General features: G+C 62.9%; 22 protein-coding genes, 1 tRNA gene and 1 pseudogene. 16 read left to right on the plus strand and 8 right to left on the minus strand.

Annotated elements, in window-relative coordinates; all coding sequences use genetic code 11:
* On the minus strand, positions 1-334 hold a 334-nt coding region (locus tag GDA49_08440), incomplete at its 3' end, for a hypothetical protein (protein ID MBC6440417.1).
* Here GDA49_08440 and GDA49_08445 point away from each other — a divergent pair.
* From GDA49_08445 to GDA49_08460, 4 genes and pseudogenes are all read left to right on the plus strand, one after another.
* Positions 273-863: pseudogene (locus tag GDA49_08445) on the plus strand (IS630 family transposase). The gene GDA49_08440 and the pseudogene GDA49_08445 sit on opposite strands and share 62 nt — an antisense overlap.
* Positions 864-933: 70 nt before the next feature.
* A tRNA-Ile gene (locus GDA49_08450) sits at positions 934-1,010 on the plus strand.
* 642 nt (positions 1,011-1,652) lie between these two features.
* On the plus strand, positions 1,653-1,988 hold the full coding sequence (locus GDA49_08455; protein MBC6440418.1) for a Coenzyme F420 hydrogenase/dehydrogenase, beta subunit C-terminal domain: 336 nt from the start codon (positions 1,653-1,655) through the stop codon (positions 1,986-1,988).
* A 9-nt stretch (positions 1,989-1,997) separates the two neighbouring features.
* Positions 1,998-2,348, plus strand: a complete 351-nt coding sequence (locus tag GDA49_08460; protein ID MBC6440419.1) for a Coenzyme F420 hydrogenase/dehydrogenase, beta subunit C-terminal domain — start codon at positions 1,998-2,000, stop codon at positions 2,346-2,348.
* A gap of 178 nt (positions 2,349-2,526) precedes the next feature.
* Here the strand turns inward: GDA49_08460 and GDA49_08465 are convergent, their stop codons facing one another.
* On the minus strand, positions 2,527-2,796 hold the full coding sequence (locus tag GDA49_08465) for a RidA family protein (protein ID MBC6440420.1): 270 nt from the start codon (positions 2,794-2,796) through the stop codon (positions 2,527-2,529).
* 298 nt (positions 2,797-3,094) lie between these two features.
* The gene (locus GDA49_08470) at positions 3,095-4,273 is read right to left on the minus strand and encodes an aminopeptidase P family protein (GenBank protein ID MBC6440421.1); all 1,179 of its coding nucleotides are present in this window, start codon (positions 4,271-4,273) and stop codon (positions 3,095-3,097) included.
* Positions 4,274-4,666: 393 nt separating this feature from the next.
* Between GDA49_08470 and GDA49_08475 the strand changes: the two genes are divergently transcribed.
* Genes GDA49_08475 through tsaD form a run of 5 tightly spaced genes read left to right on the plus strand, consistent with a single transcriptional unit; the run spans position 4,667 to position 7,762 of the window.
* Complete coding sequence (locus tag GDA49_08475) at positions 4,667-5,104, plus strand: hypothetical protein (GenBank protein MBC6440422.1); 438 nt, start codon at positions 4,667-4,669, stop codon at positions 5,102-5,104.
* The gene (gene tsaE / locus GDA49_08480) at positions 5,026-5,493 is read left to right on the plus strand and encodes a tRNA (adenosine(37)-N6)-threonylcarbamoyltransferase complex ATPase subunit type 1 TsaE (protein MBC6440423.1); all 468 of its coding nucleotides are present in this window, start codon (positions 5,026-5,028) and stop codon (positions 5,491-5,493) included. Before GDA49_08475 ends, tsaE begins: the two co-directional genes overlap by 79 nt.
* Position 5,494: 1 nt before the next feature.
* Positions 5,495-6,163, plus strand: coding sequence for a tRNA (adenosine(37)-N6)-threonylcarbamoyltransferase complex dimerization subunit type 1 TsaB (tsaB, locus tag GDA49_08485; GenBank protein ID MBC6440424.1), 669 nt, complete (start codon positions 5,495-5,497; stop codon positions 6,161-6,163).
* Positions 6,156-6,773: a threonylcarbamoyl-AMP synthase gene (locus GDA49_08490; protein ID MBC6440425.1), complete on the plus strand. Its 618-nt coding sequence runs from the start codon at positions 6,156-6,158 to the stop codon at positions 6,771-6,773. Before tsaB ends, GDA49_08490 begins: the two co-directional genes overlap by 8 nt.
* A complete protein-coding gene (gene tsaD, locus GDA49_08495) occupies positions 6,770-7,762 on the plus strand; it encodes a tRNA (adenosine(37)-N6)-threonylcarbamoyltransferase complex transferase subunit TsaD (GenBank protein ID MBC6440426.1) in 993 nt (330 codons plus the stop codon). Before GDA49_08490 ends, tsaD begins: the two co-directional genes overlap by 4 nt.
* Here the strand turns inward: tsaD and GDA49_08500 are convergent.
* Positions 7,759-8,544 carry an alpha/beta fold hydrolase gene (locus GDA49_08500; protein MBC6440427.1) on the minus strand — a complete coding sequence of 262 codons (786 nt, stop codon included), beginning with the start codon at positions 8,542-8,544 and terminating at the stop codon, positions 7,759-7,761. The two genes, tsaD and GDA49_08500, sit on opposite strands and share 4 nt — an antisense overlap.
* 22 nt (positions 8,545-8,566) lie before the next feature.
* Complete coding sequence (locus GDA49_08505) at positions 8,567-8,866, minus strand: hypothetical protein (protein ID MBC6440428.1); 300 nt, start codon at positions 8,864-8,866, stop codon at positions 8,567-8,569.
* Between GDA49_08505 and GDA49_08510 the strand changes: the two genes are divergently transcribed.
* A complete protein-coding gene (locus GDA49_08510; GenBank protein MBC6440429.1) occupies positions 8,847-8,987 on the plus strand; it encodes a hypothetical protein in 141 nt (46 codons plus the stop codon). The two genes, GDA49_08505 and GDA49_08510, sit on opposite strands and share 20 nt — an antisense overlap.
* Before the next feature lie 20 nt (positions 8,988-9,007).
* Positions 9,008-9,517, plus strand: coding sequence for a hypothetical protein (locus tag GDA49_08515; GenBank protein ID MBC6440430.1), 510 nt, complete (start codon positions 9,008-9,010; stop codon positions 9,515-9,517).
* Positions 9,518-9,521: 4 nt separating this feature from the next.
* Here the strand turns inward: GDA49_08515 and GDA49_08520 are convergent, their stop codons facing one another.
* From GDA49_08520 to GDA49_08530, 3 genes are all read right to left on the minus strand, one after another.
* Complete coding sequence (locus tag GDA49_08520) at positions 9,522-10,121, minus strand: ABC transporter substrate-binding protein (protein ID MBC6440431.1); 600 nt, start codon at positions 10,119-10,121, stop codon at positions 9,522-9,524.
* Between the two features lie 13 nt (positions 10,122-10,134).
* A complete protein-coding gene (locus GDA49_08525) occupies positions 10,135-10,902 on the minus strand; it encodes a VacJ family lipoprotein (protein MBC6440432.1) in 768 nt (255 codons plus the stop codon).
* 270 nt (positions 10,903-11,172) lie between these two features.
* The gene (locus GDA49_08530) at positions 11,173-12,192 is read right to left on the minus strand and encodes a lysophospholipase (GenBank protein ID MBC6440433.1); all 1,020 of its coding nucleotides are present in this window, start codon (positions 12,190-12,192) and stop codon (positions 11,173-11,175) included.
* A 91-nt stretch (positions 12,193-12,283) separates the two neighbouring features.
* Here GDA49_08530 and GDA49_08535 point away from each other — a divergent pair, with 91 nt between their 5' ends.
* From GDA49_08535 to GDA49_08555, 5 genes are all read left to right on the plus strand, one after another.
* Positions 12,284-13,078 (plus strand): ABC transporter permease, encoded by a 795-nt coding sequence (locus GDA49_08535; GenBank protein ID MBC6440434.1) that lies wholly within the window; start codon positions 12,284-12,286, stop codon positions 13,076-13,078.
* A 133-nt stretch (positions 13,079-13,211) separates the two neighbouring features.
* Positions 13,212-14,369, plus strand: a complete 1,158-nt coding sequence (locus GDA49_08540; protein ID MBC6440435.1) for an aspartate aminotransferase family protein — start codon at positions 13,212-13,214, stop codon at positions 14,367-14,369.
* Positions 14,366-15,286: an ornithine carbamoyltransferase gene (gene argF / locus GDA49_08545; GenBank protein MBC6440436.1), complete on the plus strand. Its 921-nt coding sequence runs from the start codon at positions 14,366-14,368 to the stop codon at positions 15,284-15,286. The genes GDA49_08540 and argF overlap by 4 nt, the downstream gene beginning before the upstream one ends.
* Positions 15,274-15,450 (plus strand): Hsp33 family molecular chaperone HslO, encoded by a 177-nt coding sequence (locus tag GDA49_08550; GenBank protein ID MBC6440437.1) that lies wholly within the window; start codon positions 15,274-15,276, stop codon positions 15,448-15,450. The genes argF and GDA49_08550 overlap by 13 nt, the downstream gene beginning before the upstream one ends.
* Entirely contained in the window at positions 15,447-15,773 is a 327-nt protein-coding gene (locus GDA49_08555; GenBank protein MBC6440438.1) for an Hsp33 family molecular chaperone HslO, read from the plus strand. The genes GDA49_08550 and GDA49_08555 overlap by 4 nt, the downstream gene beginning before the upstream one ends.
* Positions 15,774-15,817 lie beyond the last annotated feature (44 nt).

The raw sequence follows: 15,817 nt of genomic DNA on the forward strand, positions 1-15,817 counted from the left end.
CCGGGTTCTGCGGTTCAATGCTGGCGGTCCAGAAGGGTTCCGCACCCGCAAGGCGCCGGGCAAACCCTCGATCCTGACGGATGAGCAGCGCCAGCAATTGGCTGCTGTCGTCGAGGCTGACCCCGATCGCGATGGCGTGGTCCGGTGACGCCTGGTTGATCTGGTCGCGTGGGTCAAGGGCGCGTTTGGCGTGACAGTCAGTCGCACCACACTGGGCCGTAAGCTGCGCGCCATGGGTTTCCGCAAACGTTCGGCACGTCCCCAGCACCACGCACAAGACCCGGATGCGATCGAGGCGTTCAAAAAAGACTTCCCCCGACACGGTCCGCGACATCCGTCTTCAGAACGGCGGGCCAGCCATGGAAATCTGGTTCCAGGACGAGGCAAGGGTGGGACAGAAGAACAAGATCACCCGCCGCTGGGCCAAGCGCGGCACCCGTCCTCGCGCGCCAAAGGATCAACGCACCCAATGGGCCTACATCTTCGGTGCAATCTGTCCGGCGGCCGGTTCGGTCATGCCCTGGGTCGACACCCACGCGATGGCCGAACACCTGAAGCTGATCAGCACCGAAGTCGCGCCCGGCGCCCACGCAATCCTGATCGTCGATCAGGCCGGGTGGCACACGACATCGAAACTCGAGGTGCCCGAGACCATCACCTTGTTGCCACTGCCGCCGAGGTCGCCTGAGTTGAACCCGGTCGAAAACGTCTGGCAGTACATCCGGGACAACTGGCTCTCAAACCGCGTCTTCGCAAGCTACGACGATATCGTGGCGAACTGTTGCGAGGCCTGGAACACGTTGATCAAGGACCCAGATTGCATGACCTCAATCGGATCGAGAAACTCGGCCAATCGGTTCTGATCAGCGCGCTTTGGTATAAGATACCGACTTGCGGCCTTCGTGCGATCCGCTCTAGACAAGGTGGCAGGTGGGGCCTGTAGCTCAATTGGTTAGAGCCGACCGCTCATAACGGTCTGGTTGCAGGTTCGAGTCCTGCCGGGCCCACCAACCTTCCTCGACGTCGCGGCCGACGTCCTGCAAGGTCATCAATTGCATGGCACGCAATCAGGAATGCCCGTTGGGCCTTCCACGAACCGTGAGTACAATTTGATGGCAAGAAATTCAGTTATGCCCAATAATTGTATCGTCGAACGATGCTGCGATTGGGGCGTATGGAGGATGTGACACGTCCGTGTCCGGAACACGGGCTGGGTGAGCGCCTGCGATTTCTCGCCGTTGCCCCGAAGCGGCACCGAACAAACCGGCCAACTCGGAGGATCCGCATTTTCGTCGCAGAGGATCCCCTCTACAAGATCGTTGAAGACAGCATGTGCATCGGTTGCGACATCTGTCAGGCCATCCCCGGGGACAACACGATTCGTGTCACCAAAACCGAGAGCGGCTACGAGCATCCGGTCGTGGTCGGCGATTTTGAATGAGGAGCCCGTTGACAAGATTTACGACGTCTGCCCTGGGACACGCTTGGATGGCCTGCCGCAGGAACTGATTGAGGAGATACGCGCCGCAGCAGGGTGCGGCGACCGTTGGTTTCCTGCCCGCGTTTGGCGAGCATCTGATCGAATCGAAGGCCGTGGATTCATTTTTCATGCCAAGGCGTCAACGGAGAAACCGACCTTCGGAGTCCGCCAGTTGAGTTTCACCAACGACGCTGTCCTTGATGCGATGACATCGCATTACGGACCGACCGCGACCCTGATCGATATCGACGAGGTGCTGGATCGCCGCCAGCCGTTCACCGTCATCGCCAAGCTCTGCGACATCGCGGCGTTGCGGAACTATACACGCCACGATGCGCGGGTCGGAAAGCTGGTGAAGTACTGGATCAGCCTGATCTGCGGCGGGTGGATGGAACCCGGCGAAACGAAGCGGTTCACCGAGAGCAAGGGTGTTGCGAGCTTCAGCTATAGCCGCAAGGGCTGCCCGGGACCGACCGCCTTCGGGACCGAGAACTGGCGGATTCCCTAGCGCTGCAAGATCTGTCCCGACGGTTCCACCGAAGCAGCCGACATCGTCGCAGCGGATTCCTGGCCTGACGGCGACAACACGAACGGTTACACCTTTGATGAAGACCGCGACCCCGGCACCGATGTCGTCATCGCTCGGAACAAGGCCGGAGAGGACCTGGTCGATGCGGCGATCAAGTCCGGCCATGTCACGCTGGGCTCACCGGGTACGGCTGTGGCACTCGATATTCTACCAGCCTTACAACATGCACAGGAAGATGGTCTGCTGGTCTCGGCTCAAGTGGATCACGGACGAAGACAAGGTCGTGCCGGTCACGAACGGCTGGCGTTGGAGCAAGCCGCTGCCGGCCTTGGTGATTAGCAGAATGCGGCCGAACGGGAGGGAACCCGCAGGGGCTTCAGCAAGGCAGAGCTACCTTGCCCAGGCCCGTCCCGATCTAGCTTCGGTGCCACCTTTTCCGGACGACCCGCACGCCGCGTCAACCGATCGCTCGTCGCTCACGTCCGTCGATCCCTTGCCATGCAGGTGATCTCGATGTTCAGCCGCCGGCCATCTTGGCTGACTGCGTGGTGGTCCGCGCCGGCCGTTGGTCGCCGGGGAAGAACGTGCCGTAGACCGCGTTCATCGCCGCCATGTCGTCGAGATCGGTCAGGTGAACGTCGCCCCGGAGGATTTCGGTCATGCCGAGCACGACGGAGGCCAGCAGGGTCCGGATCGTGGTCATGACCAGATGCGTCTCCGTCGCGATATCGCTGACGGTGTCCTCGCCGCCCGCCATGTCGGTGGACACGATACCGGAGAGAGACATCGTCGCTGTCCCACACCATCGTGCTGAACGGGACTCCGTGGGCGAGCATGGTGGGATGCCGGATGTGCACGGGCGTGGGATCTCCCTCTTCAATCCGAACCGACTTGGGACTGCGGCTTTCGAGCGATGATGCCGACCGTCATCGACGACAGAGACGCTGCTCGCACGCGAAACGCGGCAGATTCCCCCATTGGTCTTTGTTGGCCTGTTTCCGTCACCGAACGGTCAGTCCCATCATGGACGCAGGACCCGATCTGACCATGGGACCGCCCGAACACAGCAGCAATGAGGATTACGGCTAGTTCAACAGGTTCTCGTCATAGGGATAGACGTCGAGTTGTTCGAGACCTGTGGCGGTGACTAGAAACTGATGCTCGATCTTGACGCCGCAGCCACCGCGATCAGAGCCGACATAGCCTTCGACACACATCATCATGTTTTCCTCGATCACGCCGTCGTAACCCAACGTCTTCCAGTCCTGAGGATAGGGAACGAAGGGATATTCATCGCACATGCCGACACCATGCATGATGCACGGATATCGATGCGCATGAAATTCCTCCGGATGCCGGAAACTGTTTTCCGTCAGATCCCTGAACGCCACCCCTGGGCGCACCAAAGCCTTGTTGTGCTCGATCTCGTCAAGCGCGCGCTTGTAAAGATCGCGATATTCGTCTGGTGCTTTGCCGTCCCCCAAGAACCAGGTGCGGGAGATATCAGACATGTATCCGAAGGGACCGACCATATCGGTGTCGAAACCAACCAAGTCACCCGGTTCAATGCGCCGTTCCCCCGCCTCCTGAAGCCACGGGTTGGTGCGCTTGCCTGTGGCCAGCATGCGGGCTTCGGACCACAGGCCACCGTGGGCAATGTTGACCTGACTCAAAGTGCTCCAGAGTTCGTTTTCAGTTATTCCGGGCCGCAAAGCTTCGTGCATTTTCATGATGCCCAGTTCGGCGACCTCAACAGCATATCGGACCAACGTAATCTCTTCGGGGGACTTGATAGACCGGGCTTTTTCAAGGAACCCCGGACTATCGGAGACCTCGAAACCAGCCTGCATCAATCCCTGTACGGCAGAGGCGTCCAATCGATCCACCGCAACGCGGCACCGGCTCTTTCCCGCCAATCGCGAACGGACAAAGTCGATGAACTGTCGGGTTCTTTCTTGCTGATCGAACCCGGCAAAGAAGGGAGCAAGCCCGAAGGTCGGGACATACTCTGTCACGTTATCAAGGTTCTTGATGAAGGCACCGCTAAAGACCACGGGCCCGTCAGCGAAGACGAAAAGCATCATCAAAGGGATGCGCGCCTGAAACTGCATGTACTCGTGATAGTTTACAGCATACCGCATCGTGAGTGGATTGGTCACGATCGCCAGTTCCACGTCACATTCCGCCATGGCCTGCCGTATCCGACCCATGCGGTAATCGTTCAATGTGCTCCAGTCGATATCTGGTGGTGTCAGGTGCGCCATCGCAGAGTCTCTAATGTTCTTCCGGCTTATCATCAGGTGAACGTTTCGCCGCTCACACTATAGGGTCCGGATAGACATCGTCCAACATAAGCTTTTGCACAGAACTCCGGCGATTGCCCTTTGGTGCCTTCGTCTCTTTGTCCATCGCTGTTGTCGAACAGGGAGACGGATACGTCCGTTCCGGATAAGACGCGTCCCAACATGATGACTGGATGAACTGTCCGATCGTCGGTTGCCGTTGGACGTCTCGCGCTCGTGGTTTTCCCTGCACATCAAGAACATCACAGCAGAGACGGGTTCGCAGTTGACTGCGCCCACAACCATCCCATCGCATGGGCATTTTTCCGCTCGGGCCAGCAAGGCGGGACATGGCCGAACTCGTGGCGACGAACCATGGACGGCATGACGGACCACCAAGCCGAGAACAACGGCGTGCGCATTCACGTCGCCATCATGCAAGGCACGACCGACTGGTTCATCACCGTCGTCGGCGAAAACGACGGCTACATCCAAGACTTCGAGACGCTTGCGACGTGCGGTGAGCAGTCGAACGACGGGGGGGTCAAAGGCCCTTTCGACCCGGTTGCAGTTTCCGGAACCGCGGGTCGTTATCGTGTTGACGGGCGAGGGAGTGCCGGTGTGCTCCTTCGCTTGTCGTGTTTCCGGGCATGCCATCATCGGCCGGACTTGCGTTTCACCGGCTTTCGTCCCACATCCACGATTCGATCAGCCCTCACCAGGATTGAGGTTCCATGGCGGCATCGGGGACGCTCGCGTGCGATGATGTGGCTGCGGTTGGTACACTGGCCGCGCGTCTTGCGCCGCACCTGAAGGCTGGCGATGCGGTTCTGTTCGAAGGGCCGATCGGCGTCGGCAAGACACATCTCATCAGGGCACTCGTGACCAATCTCGAGTCGGCCGATGCGGTGACCAGCCCGACCTACACGATCATGCATGTCTACGAGACTGGCCCCGGTCAGGTGCTGCATCTTGATGCCTACCGGTTGTCAGGCGTCGACGAGTACCGCGATCTCGGCATCGAGGACCTTGCGCCTGAGGCCATCACGCTCGTCGAGTGGGGCGATCAGGTCGCCGCGGCCCATCCCGAACACCTTCACGTGCGCATCAGCCACGTCCCGGCAGACGAGGGCGCACGCACGGTCACGTTGACGGCAGTCGGGGCGCGTTGGGATGCTGTCGTTGCGGAGCTGGCAGGCTGAGATGACCCATGTGCTTGTGATCGAGACGGCCGCGCCGTCATCCGTCGTCGCGCTCGGCAACGAGAACGGCGTCTTGTTCGACGATGCGCCGGTCGGACGCATGGAAGGCCCGGTTTACCTGCGGCGTGCGGTGCGCGAGGGGCTTGCCGGCAACGGACTGACGACCGCCGACATCGACGTCATTGCCGTCGATCTCGGTCCCGGTGGGCTGACCGCCACACGCAGCGGCGTGACCTTCGCCAACGCGCTGGCCTACGGGCTCGGCAAGCCGCTTGTCGCGCTCAGCTACTTCGATCTCGTCGGCCTTCAGACCTTTGCCGAGACCGGTCGTGTCGCAGCCTGCGTGCGGCCGACCACGGAAGGTGACGCGTTTCTGGCGCTCTATGGCGACAGCGGCCTCGGCGAATTGCGGTTCGGAAACCTCGAGCGGCTCATCGCAATGGCGCGCGACGAGACGGCCGCCCCCCTGCCGTCGGGTTTGACGACGCCCGCAGTCGCAGCTCTGCTGGGCGATGACCCCACGGGCGTTGCCGTGCCGTCGCCGGCGGTCCTGGTCGCGCGTGCGCTGGAGCTCCACGCCGCGGGTGCCGGTGTCGACGAACCGCTGGAACCGCTGACCAATGTTTCGCCCGGCGTTACGCCGATCAACGAAGGATACGATCATGGCTGACACGATCGCCGCCGATCATCCTGAAGCCGTCTCGCGCGCCAAGGCCGCGCTCGATGCCGGCGGTGTCATCGTCGTGCCGACCGAGACGGTCTACGGGCTCGCCGTCATGCCGCATGATCCCGATGCCGTGGCCAGGATGTTTGCGATCAAGCAGCGCCCGGCCACGCGCAACCTGCCGGTCATGGTGGCCGAACGCAGCCAACTCGACGGGCTTGACGTGATCGTGCCCGAGGCGGCGGATCGCCTGATCGCGTCGGGTCTCGTGCCGGGCCCTCTGACGATCGCACTGGGCTTCGGCGACGGTGCCCGGCCGGCTTGGCTCGAAGGACGCGACGAGATGGCGTTCCGCATTCCCGACAACGCCTTCATGCTGGCGCTACTGCGGGAAACGGGACCTCTGTTCGTGACCAGTGCCAACATGCATGCCCGGGACACACAGCAGACGATCGCGGAGATCCTGCCCCAGCTCGCCTTTGCTCCGGATCTCGCGGTCGATGGCGGCACAGGCAAGATGGTGCCGTCGACGCTGGTGAACTGCGCCGTCGATCCACCGAAGGTCGAGCGCGAGGGTGTCGTGCCGCGCGACAGGATCAAGGAGTTGCTGGCATGAGCCACATGATACTGGGGATCGAGTCGTCCTGCGACGACACTGCCGTCGCCGTTGTCGACCCGGATGGTGTGGTGCACGCCTCACAGGTCGTCTCGCAGACCGCGATCCACGAGAAGTGGGGTGGTGTGTACCCCGAATTCGCCTCGCGCGCCCATGTCCGCGCCATCGTGCCGGCCATCGACGAGGCCATGACGTCCGCCGGAGTCACACCGCGTGACCTCGAGGCCATCGCCGTGACCCGGGGGCCGGGCCTGATCGGCTCCTTGCTGGTCGGTCTCAACGCCGCCTCGGGTTTGAGCACGGCGTGGGACGTGCCGGTGATCGGCGTGAACCATCTGCGTGGCCATTTGCGTAGCGCCGACCTTGAAGAGCGGCGCGTCACCTTCCCGGCGACGATCCTTCTGGTCTCGGGCGGCCACTCGATCATCGCCCACATGGAGGACCCCTCGGCGATCCGTGTGCTGGGTTCGACCCGTGACGATTCCGTCGGCGAGGCCTATGACAAGGTTGCCCGCATGATGGGGCTTGGTTATCCCGGTGGCCCCGTGATCGACCGGTTGGCCAAGGAAGGCGAGGCGGTGATCGATCTGCCACGGCCGATGATCCGCGAGGGGCTGGACTTCTCGTTCTCCGGCCTGAAGTCAGCGGTCGCTCGCAAGCTGGAACTCGACCCCGACGTCAATCAGGCCAACATGGCCGCCTCCTTCGTGGCCTGCTGCATGGATGTCATGCTCGCCAAGTGCCGCCGCGCCCTGGAGTCGATACCGACGCAGTCGCTCGTCATCGTCGGCGGTGTGGCGGCCAGCCCGCAGCTGCGTGAGGGTGCCAAGGCGCTGACCGACGAGATGGGTGTGAACCTCTGCTTGCCGCCGCTGAAGTGGTCGACCGACAACGCCGCCATGATTGCGCTGGCCGGCTGGGACTATGTCGCGCTCGGCGAGCGACCCGACCCCGTCGCCACACCGCGTCTGCCGATCGACCGGCTCTAGACCAGGAACGCCCCGATCAGGGCTGCCACCCGCTCCGGCGCTTCGGCCAGGATGGAGTGACGCAGGGTGCCCAGGATGTGGAGTGACGACCCCGCGATACGCTCGTGCATAAGCAGGGCCATGCGCGGGTTCGAGCCGATATCGCTGTCGCCCGTGGCGACCAGGGTCGGTGCGGTGATGTCGCTGAGCCGATCGGCCAGGTCGGTCTGGGCCAGGACCCGGTAGGCCGAGGCGTAGGCGGCGGGGTCGTTTTTCTTGTTCTGCCCGGCATAGTGCGCGATGGCGTCCGGATTGTCCTGGATGAAGGCGGGCGTGAACCAGCGCTCCAGCGATTTCTCGAAGTGTTCGCCCGGGAGGCCCTTGGAACCGGCGGTGAGGCGCGCCTCGACACGCGCGCGCTCCTCGTCGGTTCGTCCGGCGGCGGTTGACAGCAGCATCAGGCGATCAAGACGGTCGGGATGGCCAAGCGCGAAGCCCTGGGCGACCAAGCCACCAAGCGAGTGACCGGCGAGGTGACAGCGTTCGATATCAAGGTGATTGCGCACCGCCAGGACGTCCGAAACAAAGTTGTCGAGCTCATAGCGCCCGGCCGGCTTGTCGGATTCGCCGTGACCGCGTAGGTCGAGGCGGATCGTTCGAAACCGGCCGTCGAGAGCGGCGGCGACGCCATTCCAGCTGTCGAGATTGCTGCCGACACCGTGAACGAGCATGAGATCGGGTCCCTCGCCCTCGACGCGCGCCCGCAGGCCGATGCTGTTGTTGTCGACCCGGATGTCCACCATTCCTCCGTATGTCCTGTCTCTGCTACCGTGCGTTGATGCGGGAGATTGGCCCATGACGGCGTGGATCGCCATGATTGCCGACGAGAATGCTTTGCCCGAGCTTCAGGTGTGCTTCGAGCGGGTCCGCGCACCCTTGGGCGATGCGGGTGCCGATGTCGTCCTGGCGGCGCTCAAGACCGGTACGCTCGAAACCTGTTTCGCGGATGCCGAGCTCGCCATGCTGCGCTATGCGGGCAAGCTCACGCGCGAGCCCGGTGCCATGGTCAGGAGCGATGTGGCGACCATGCGCGCGCAGGGCGGCGATGACGGCTGTATCCCTCAAGGTCAATCAGATCTGCGCCTGCTTCAACGATGCCAACCGGCTGCTGAGCGAACTGGGAGTCACGCTCGAGGATGGTGTGGTCGGCTTCTACGTCGACGAAGCCGAAGCGCATCGGCGCTAGCCGAACGGGAGGAACAGGACATGGATTACGCGGCATACAAGGAGATTGATGCCCCCGCCATTCCAGTGATCGACATCGGTCCATTGCGCGACGGCAGCGGGTCGCTGAGGCGATCTTCGAGGCGAGCCGCGACCTATCCGCCACAGCCCGAAGAGCTGGGCCCCGAGGTTTTCGGTGTGCGGACCGTGCTACGGCAGGACGAGATCGGCGGCCTGCAGGTGCAAGACTACGCCGTCGACTGGGTGCTGGCCCATCCCATTCCTGGCACGCTGGTCGTCGATGTCGGCGACCTGCTGGCGCGCTGGAGCAACGGGAAGTTCCGTTCGACACCGCATCGGGTGATCAACCGATCGGGCTGCGAACGGCTGTCGCTCGTGCTCGCGTTCGATCCCGACTACGAGACGATGATCGACCCGGCGATCGCCTGCACATCCGGTGAAACGCCGGAGCACAATCCGATCTCGTGCGGCGACCACCTGGTCTGGCGGTTCGGGAAGGCCTTCGCCTATCGCGGCGAGGAGGCGGGTTGACGGACTATTCGGCTGACGCTATCGCGTCGGCGCGTTCGTTCAGGCTGCTGATCAGGCCGTCAATGCCGTCGCGCTGAATCACCGCGCTGAACTCTTCGCGCTGGGTCTTGAGCATCGACAGACCCTCAATTGCGACATCGATGACGTGCAACTGCTCGTCATCGCCCTTCTCGATGCGGAAATCGACGACATAAACGTCGCCTTCGGGACTGACGATGTTGGTGCGCACGACCGCATCGGTGACGTTCATCGGCCGGGTTCCCATGACGGAGAAATCGTAACCCGTAAAACCGTCCAAGCGCGCTTCGTAGGTCCTGACGATGTAGTGGGCGAAGGCCTCATCATAGGCCGCCATCTGCCCTTCGGTCACCGTTTTGCGGTAGGGACCAAGCGCCAGCTCGGCGAGCTTGTCGAGGTCGAAGGCTTCGGTGAGCCAAGCCTCGAAGGTGTCGCGCCGGTCCTGACCATGGGGCAGGCCAAGGATTTCGATCATCTTGTTGCCGTGGTCGGCGATGAAGGCCGAGGCGTCGTCTTCCAGGTTGGCCTGGGCCGTCGTGGCCATGCCGATCGTCAAGAGAATAGTCAGGACTGTCTTGCGCAGCATGATCTGGTGTTCCTCACCAATCGTCGTCGAAGCCGAAGGGATCGCTCTCGCCATTCGAGATCCGGGCATTGCGGTTCTGCCTGTAGAGGCTACGGACGGCGGCATAGAAGTCGATCGAGGTTTGCCGCAGGTCCGCGAGGCCCTCCTGCTGGTCGCCCGAGCTCTGGATCAGGCTGGTGCCGGAGCGGGCATAACTCAAGGTCGGTGACAGCACATAGGTCAGCGGGTCGGTCAGGATGCCGACGCCAAGACCGACCGTATCGCGCGCCGTCGATGGTCCGATCAGCGGCAGCACGATGTAGGGACCCTCGTCGAAGCCCCAGACGGCAAGGGTCTGTCCGAAATCTTCCTTGCGTGGCTCTTTGTCGAAGTTGCCCGGAATGTCGAAGATGCCGCCCAGGCCTGCGGTCGTGTTGATGAGGAACGAGACAGACGCGTCGACCGTGTTCTCCCAGTCGCCCTGAAGGGCGCTGTTGATGATCGTGCTCGGCATCTGAAGATTTTCGAGGAGGTTGCGGATGCCGTTGCGGTAGGGCTCCGGGATCGCGTCGTTGTAGACCTCGGCAATCGGATTGACGGTGATGTCCCAGACGGCCATGTCGACGTCGAAAATATAGCGGTTCGCAGCCTCGGCGGGGTCATTGGCCTGGGCGCGGATTTCCTGCTCTACGGGGTCTTCAGATGTGGTTGTGCAAGCGGCAAGGGCGAGCGCGCCGAGGAGCGGAAGGCACAGGCGGACAACGTGCTTGCGGATGCGACTGGCAAGGGTCAAACGGTTCATCCCGACATCTAGCGGCAACACAACGGCGATTCTTGGACCAGGATCCCTGCCAAGCCGATCAGCTGCTCCGGGACTCAACTCCACTGCAGCGCTTCCGCGGTACACTTCCGGAACTGATGCGATACCATAGCCACCCGCGCGAGGTCCACTTCGAGGAGCGGCAATCTGATGCATTTTGGCAACAATGCGGGTTGCGCTGAAACGACGCCGGTGCGGTCCCGAAATCGGCCGTCTGATGCCGGTGCGGCATCGCGTGTCTGGGAGGAGGCGCTACTGCACCAGTGACTCATCATCGGCTTCGGCGTTCCTCAGTTCGTCGACACTCTCAACAATCTTGCCGGCTTCGATTTCCCAATCCGATACGAAGTGCTTCCCGCCATCGATCACAAAGCGGCCGATCTCGTCGGCGGGGAGGTCGCGGCCGAGGTCGCGCAGAACCATGTGGTAGCTCTCCGGGTAGACCACCGTGGTGAGCGCACCGTCGACGCGTCCGGCGAAATGATCGACCGGTTCGGGCGGAACAATTTCGTCACGCGCGCCATAGACGATCAGAACGGGCAGGTCGGTCTCACCCGCTGCCGACAAACCGGCGTCCATCAGGCGCACCAGTCCCAGCAGGGCATCGGCGCGGGTCTCCTTGATAACCAGGGGGTCCCGGCCCAGGGCGTGCAGCATCTCAATGTTGTCGGAAGGCGTGATGTCGAGCCCACTGCCCGACAGCTGGGTTCCAGGCGCGACATGGGCGACCAGCCAGAGCGATGCGCGGTAGCTCCACGGCATCGTGTCGAGACCCCACACTGCAGGTGCGACGAGGACGATACCGGTCAGACCGGGCGGCGGTTGCGTCAGGCCTGAGACGGCGGCGACGGCCCCGCCCATGCTGTCCCCCAGGAGGAAGATCGGCACGCCGGGATGGCGCTGTGTGACGAGATCGACTGCCGTGCGGGCGTCGGCGGCCATGGTATCCGTGCCGGCCCACAGACCCGACATGTCGCTCTCGCCGAAGCCGCGCTGATCGAACGCGTAGGTCGTAATGCCCTGTTCAGACCAGACCGCCGCGGGCAGGGCGAAGGCGTTGCGGTAGTCGTTGAAGCCATGGAGCGCGATGATCACGGCCCGTTCCTGTGCTGTACTTGGCCAGACCGAGAGCGCCAGAATTCTGTCATCGGCGGTCACGAGGGCGGCTTCGGTCAGTGCCGCTTCCCGCACGGCCGGACCCGCTGGGATCACGGTGGGTGCGCAGGCAGGCAGCAACAGGACTAGGACCAGGAGATTCCAGCGTGACGGCACGGATGAACCAGTCGTGGCAAGTGGCGGTGGCGCGGCTATGATGCATACCTTGCCGACGGCACGGCAAGTCCGAAGCCCCAGCCGATTTGTGATGACCGCTCTTCCCGAACGCTCCACCGCCACCAGCAACTGGCTCGGTTTCCAGACGCTTTACCTGCGTGAGGTCCGGCGTTTCATGAAGATTCCGGGTCAGACCGTGCTGGCGCCCGCGATCACGACCATGCTGTTCCTGGCTGTCTTCGCGCTCGCACTGGGCCGTGTCGTCACCGATGTTGACGGCGTTCCGTTCCTGGAGTTCCTGGCGCCCGGTCTGGTCATGATGGCGATGTTGCAGAACGCGTTCGCAAACGCGTCGTCGTCGCTGATCATCGCCAAGGTGCAGGGCAACATCGTCGATACGCTGATGCCGCCGTTGTCGCCGCTTGAGCTCATGGCGGGCATCGTGCTGGGTGCCCTGAGCCGGGGCATTGTTGTCGGCATCTTCATCGTGCTGGTCATGCAGGTCTTTGTCGGGTCCATGCCGATCCACATCTGGGCAGTCGTGTTCTACGCGGTTGCTGGCTCGGCCATGATGGGGCTCGCTGGCACGCTGGTCGGCATCTGGGCCGAGAAGTTCGATCAGATCGCGGCGCTCACGAACTTCTTCGTGACGCCGCTGACGTTTCTTTCGGGCACGTTCTATTCGATCGAACGCCTGCCGGAGTCGCTTCAGCTGGTCACCATAGCCAACCCGTTCTTCTATGCGATCGACGGCTTCCGCTATGGTTTCACCGGCCATGCCGACGGATCGCTGCTCGCCGGTGCCCTGGTGCTGACAGGAACGGTGGTCGCTCTGGCGCTGCCTTGTTACGGCATTCTGGTCAGGGGCTATCGCCTGAAGTCCTGATCCGATTGACTCCGCGAGACGGCCCCACGATATTTCCGAAGACCCGGTGGGCGGGATGCCACTGGGCTTTGTTTTCCCAAATGCGTCTGATCTGACGCCCATTTCGCGGGAGGGTGCGGTGGTCACACCGGTCATGCCGACCTACACCCGCGCCGATCTTGTCTTCGCGCGCGGCGAGGGACCGTATCTCTTCACAGAGGACGGCGAACGTTACCTGGACTTCGGTTGCGGCATTGCCGTGACCAGCCTTGGTCATGCCCACCCCCATCTGGTGGGGGCGCTGAAGGACCAGGCAGATCGTCTGTGGCATACCTCCAACCTCTTTCGAATCAGCGGCCAGGAGCGCTTGGCAGAGCGCCTCGTGGACGCCACCTTCGCCGACACCGTGTTCTTCGGGAACTCGGGCGCGGAAGCCATGGAATGCGCCATCAAGATGGCGCGCCGCTACCACTTTGCGAACGGCAGTCCCGAGCGCTACCGCGCGATCACCTTCGGTGGCGCCTTTCATGGCCGCACGCTGGCGACGATCGCTGCGGGCGGTCAGGCCAGGCATCTGGAGGGTTTCGGCCCCGCGGTCGAAGGCTTCGACCAGGTGCCGCTGCACGATTCCAATGTGCTGCGCGCCGCGATCACCAGCGAAACCGCTGCGATCGTGATCGAACCCGTGGTCGGTGAGGGCGGCATCGTTCCAGTCGATCCCGCGTTCCTGAAGGCTATCCGTGCGGCCGCCGACGAGTTCGGTCTGCTCGTGATCTATGACGAGGTCCAGTGTGGCGTCGGCCGTTCCGGCAAGCTCTTCGCCCACGAATGGTCCGGTGTGACGCCCGACATCATGGCGGTCGCCAAGGCGCTCGGCGGCGGTATGCCGATCGGTGCCTGCCTGGCCACCGAGGAGGCTGCCAAGGGCATGACGCCGGGAACCCACGGCTCCACGTTCGGCGGCAATCCGCTGTCGATGGCGGTGGGCAATGCTGTGCTCGATGTCATGCTGGAACCGCGCTTCATGGTTGGCGTCGAGGGCAAGGCCGAACGTCTGCGTTCGGGCGTCGAGGCGGTGATCGCCAAGCATCCCGGTGTTTTCGAGGTGGTCCGCGGCGTCGGTCTGATGCTCGGCATCAAGTGTGTCGCGCCGGTCGGCGACGTCATCAGTGCCATGCGTGACCGCCATGTTCTGGCCGTGCCGGCCGGCGACAACGTCATGCGTTTCCTGCCGCCGCTGGTGATTGGCGATGCGGAGATTGATGACGCCCTTGCGGCGATGGATTCGGTCGGCGTCGAGCTCGCGTCATGACCGCTGACAAGCACTTCCTCGATATCGACGCGCTGAACGCCAAGACCCTGCGCGACATGCTCGACGACGCACACGACATGAAGGCGCGCTGGAAGGCGAAGGACCGCCCCAAACCGTGCACCGATATGGTGCTGGCGATGATCTTCGAAAAACCGTCGACCCGGACACGCGTGAGCTTCGATCTCGCGATGCGCCAGCTCGGTGGCGAGACGATCAATCTGGCGCCCGGCGACATGCAGCTCGGCCGCGGCGAGTCGATCGAGGACACTGCCCAGGTCCTGTCGCGTTATGTCGACGCGATCATGATCCGCACGGTCGACCATCAGAAGATGATGGACCTGGCGAACTTCGGCACGGTGCCGGTGATCAACGGCCTGACCGACCGGACTCACCCCAGCCAGCTCATGGCGGACGTCATGACGGTCGAGGAGCACCTGGGACCGATCTGCGACAAGGTCGTGGCCTGGGCCGGCGACGGCAACAACATGGCCTGTTCGTGGATCCATGCCGCGGTGCGCTTCGATTTCGAACTGCGTGTGGCGTGCCCGCCGAAGTATCACCCGCCGCAGGAGATCATGGACTGGGCGGCCGAACATCAGGGCCGGGTGAGGATTGTCGAGACCGTCGACGAAGCGGTGACCCATGCCGATTGCGTGGTGACCGACACGTGGAAGTCGATGAGCGACGAGCGCGCCGAGGCCGAGCCGATCGACACCTCTGCGCTTGAACCCTACCGCATCGACAGCGCCAAGATGGGACTTGCCAACGACAAGGCGATCTTCATGCACTGCATGCCGATCTACCGGGGCAACGAGGTCAGTGGCGAGGTGGCCGACGGCCCTCAGTCGGTCATCTATGACGAGGCGGAAAACAGGCTGCACGCCCAGAAGGCGATTCTGAAGTGGTGTCTGACCTGAACCTCGGTGCCGACTCGATCCAGCCGTTTCAGATCGACGGCCTGAGCCTCTCGGGGCGCCTCGTCAGGATGGTCGAGACGGTCGATACTGTGCTGACGCAGCACGACTACCCCGACGCGGTGTCCCAGCTTCTGGGTGAGCTGATCGTGCTGGCGGCGGCATGAAATTCGATGGCCGCATGACCGTGGAGATCCGCAGCGACGGTCCGATCCGCCTGCTGGCTGTCGACTACATGAGCGACAGCAAGATGCGCGGCTATGCGAGTGTCGACCGCGACCGGGTCTTCGAGCCCAAGCCGCTCAGCTTCGGTTGCAGTTGCTCGGGCTCCCGAGCGCTCGCTGTGCTTCGCCGCATCTCTGCCACAGAAATCGAGGATTTTGTTGTCGACGGCGAGATCGAGGTAATCTGCCAGTTCTGCAACAGACGCCAGGTTTTCACACCCGAGGAAGTCTTGGCATCGGAAGAGGGTGAGAGGCGTGATCACTGACCGATTGAGTCGACGTGGAGCTCTGGTGCTGCTGGCCGGGGCAG

This window comes from Rhodospirillales bacterium (genome assembly GCA_014323865.1).
Taxonomy (GTDB): Bacteria; Pseudomonadota; Alphaproteobacteria; order SP197; family SP197; genus SP197.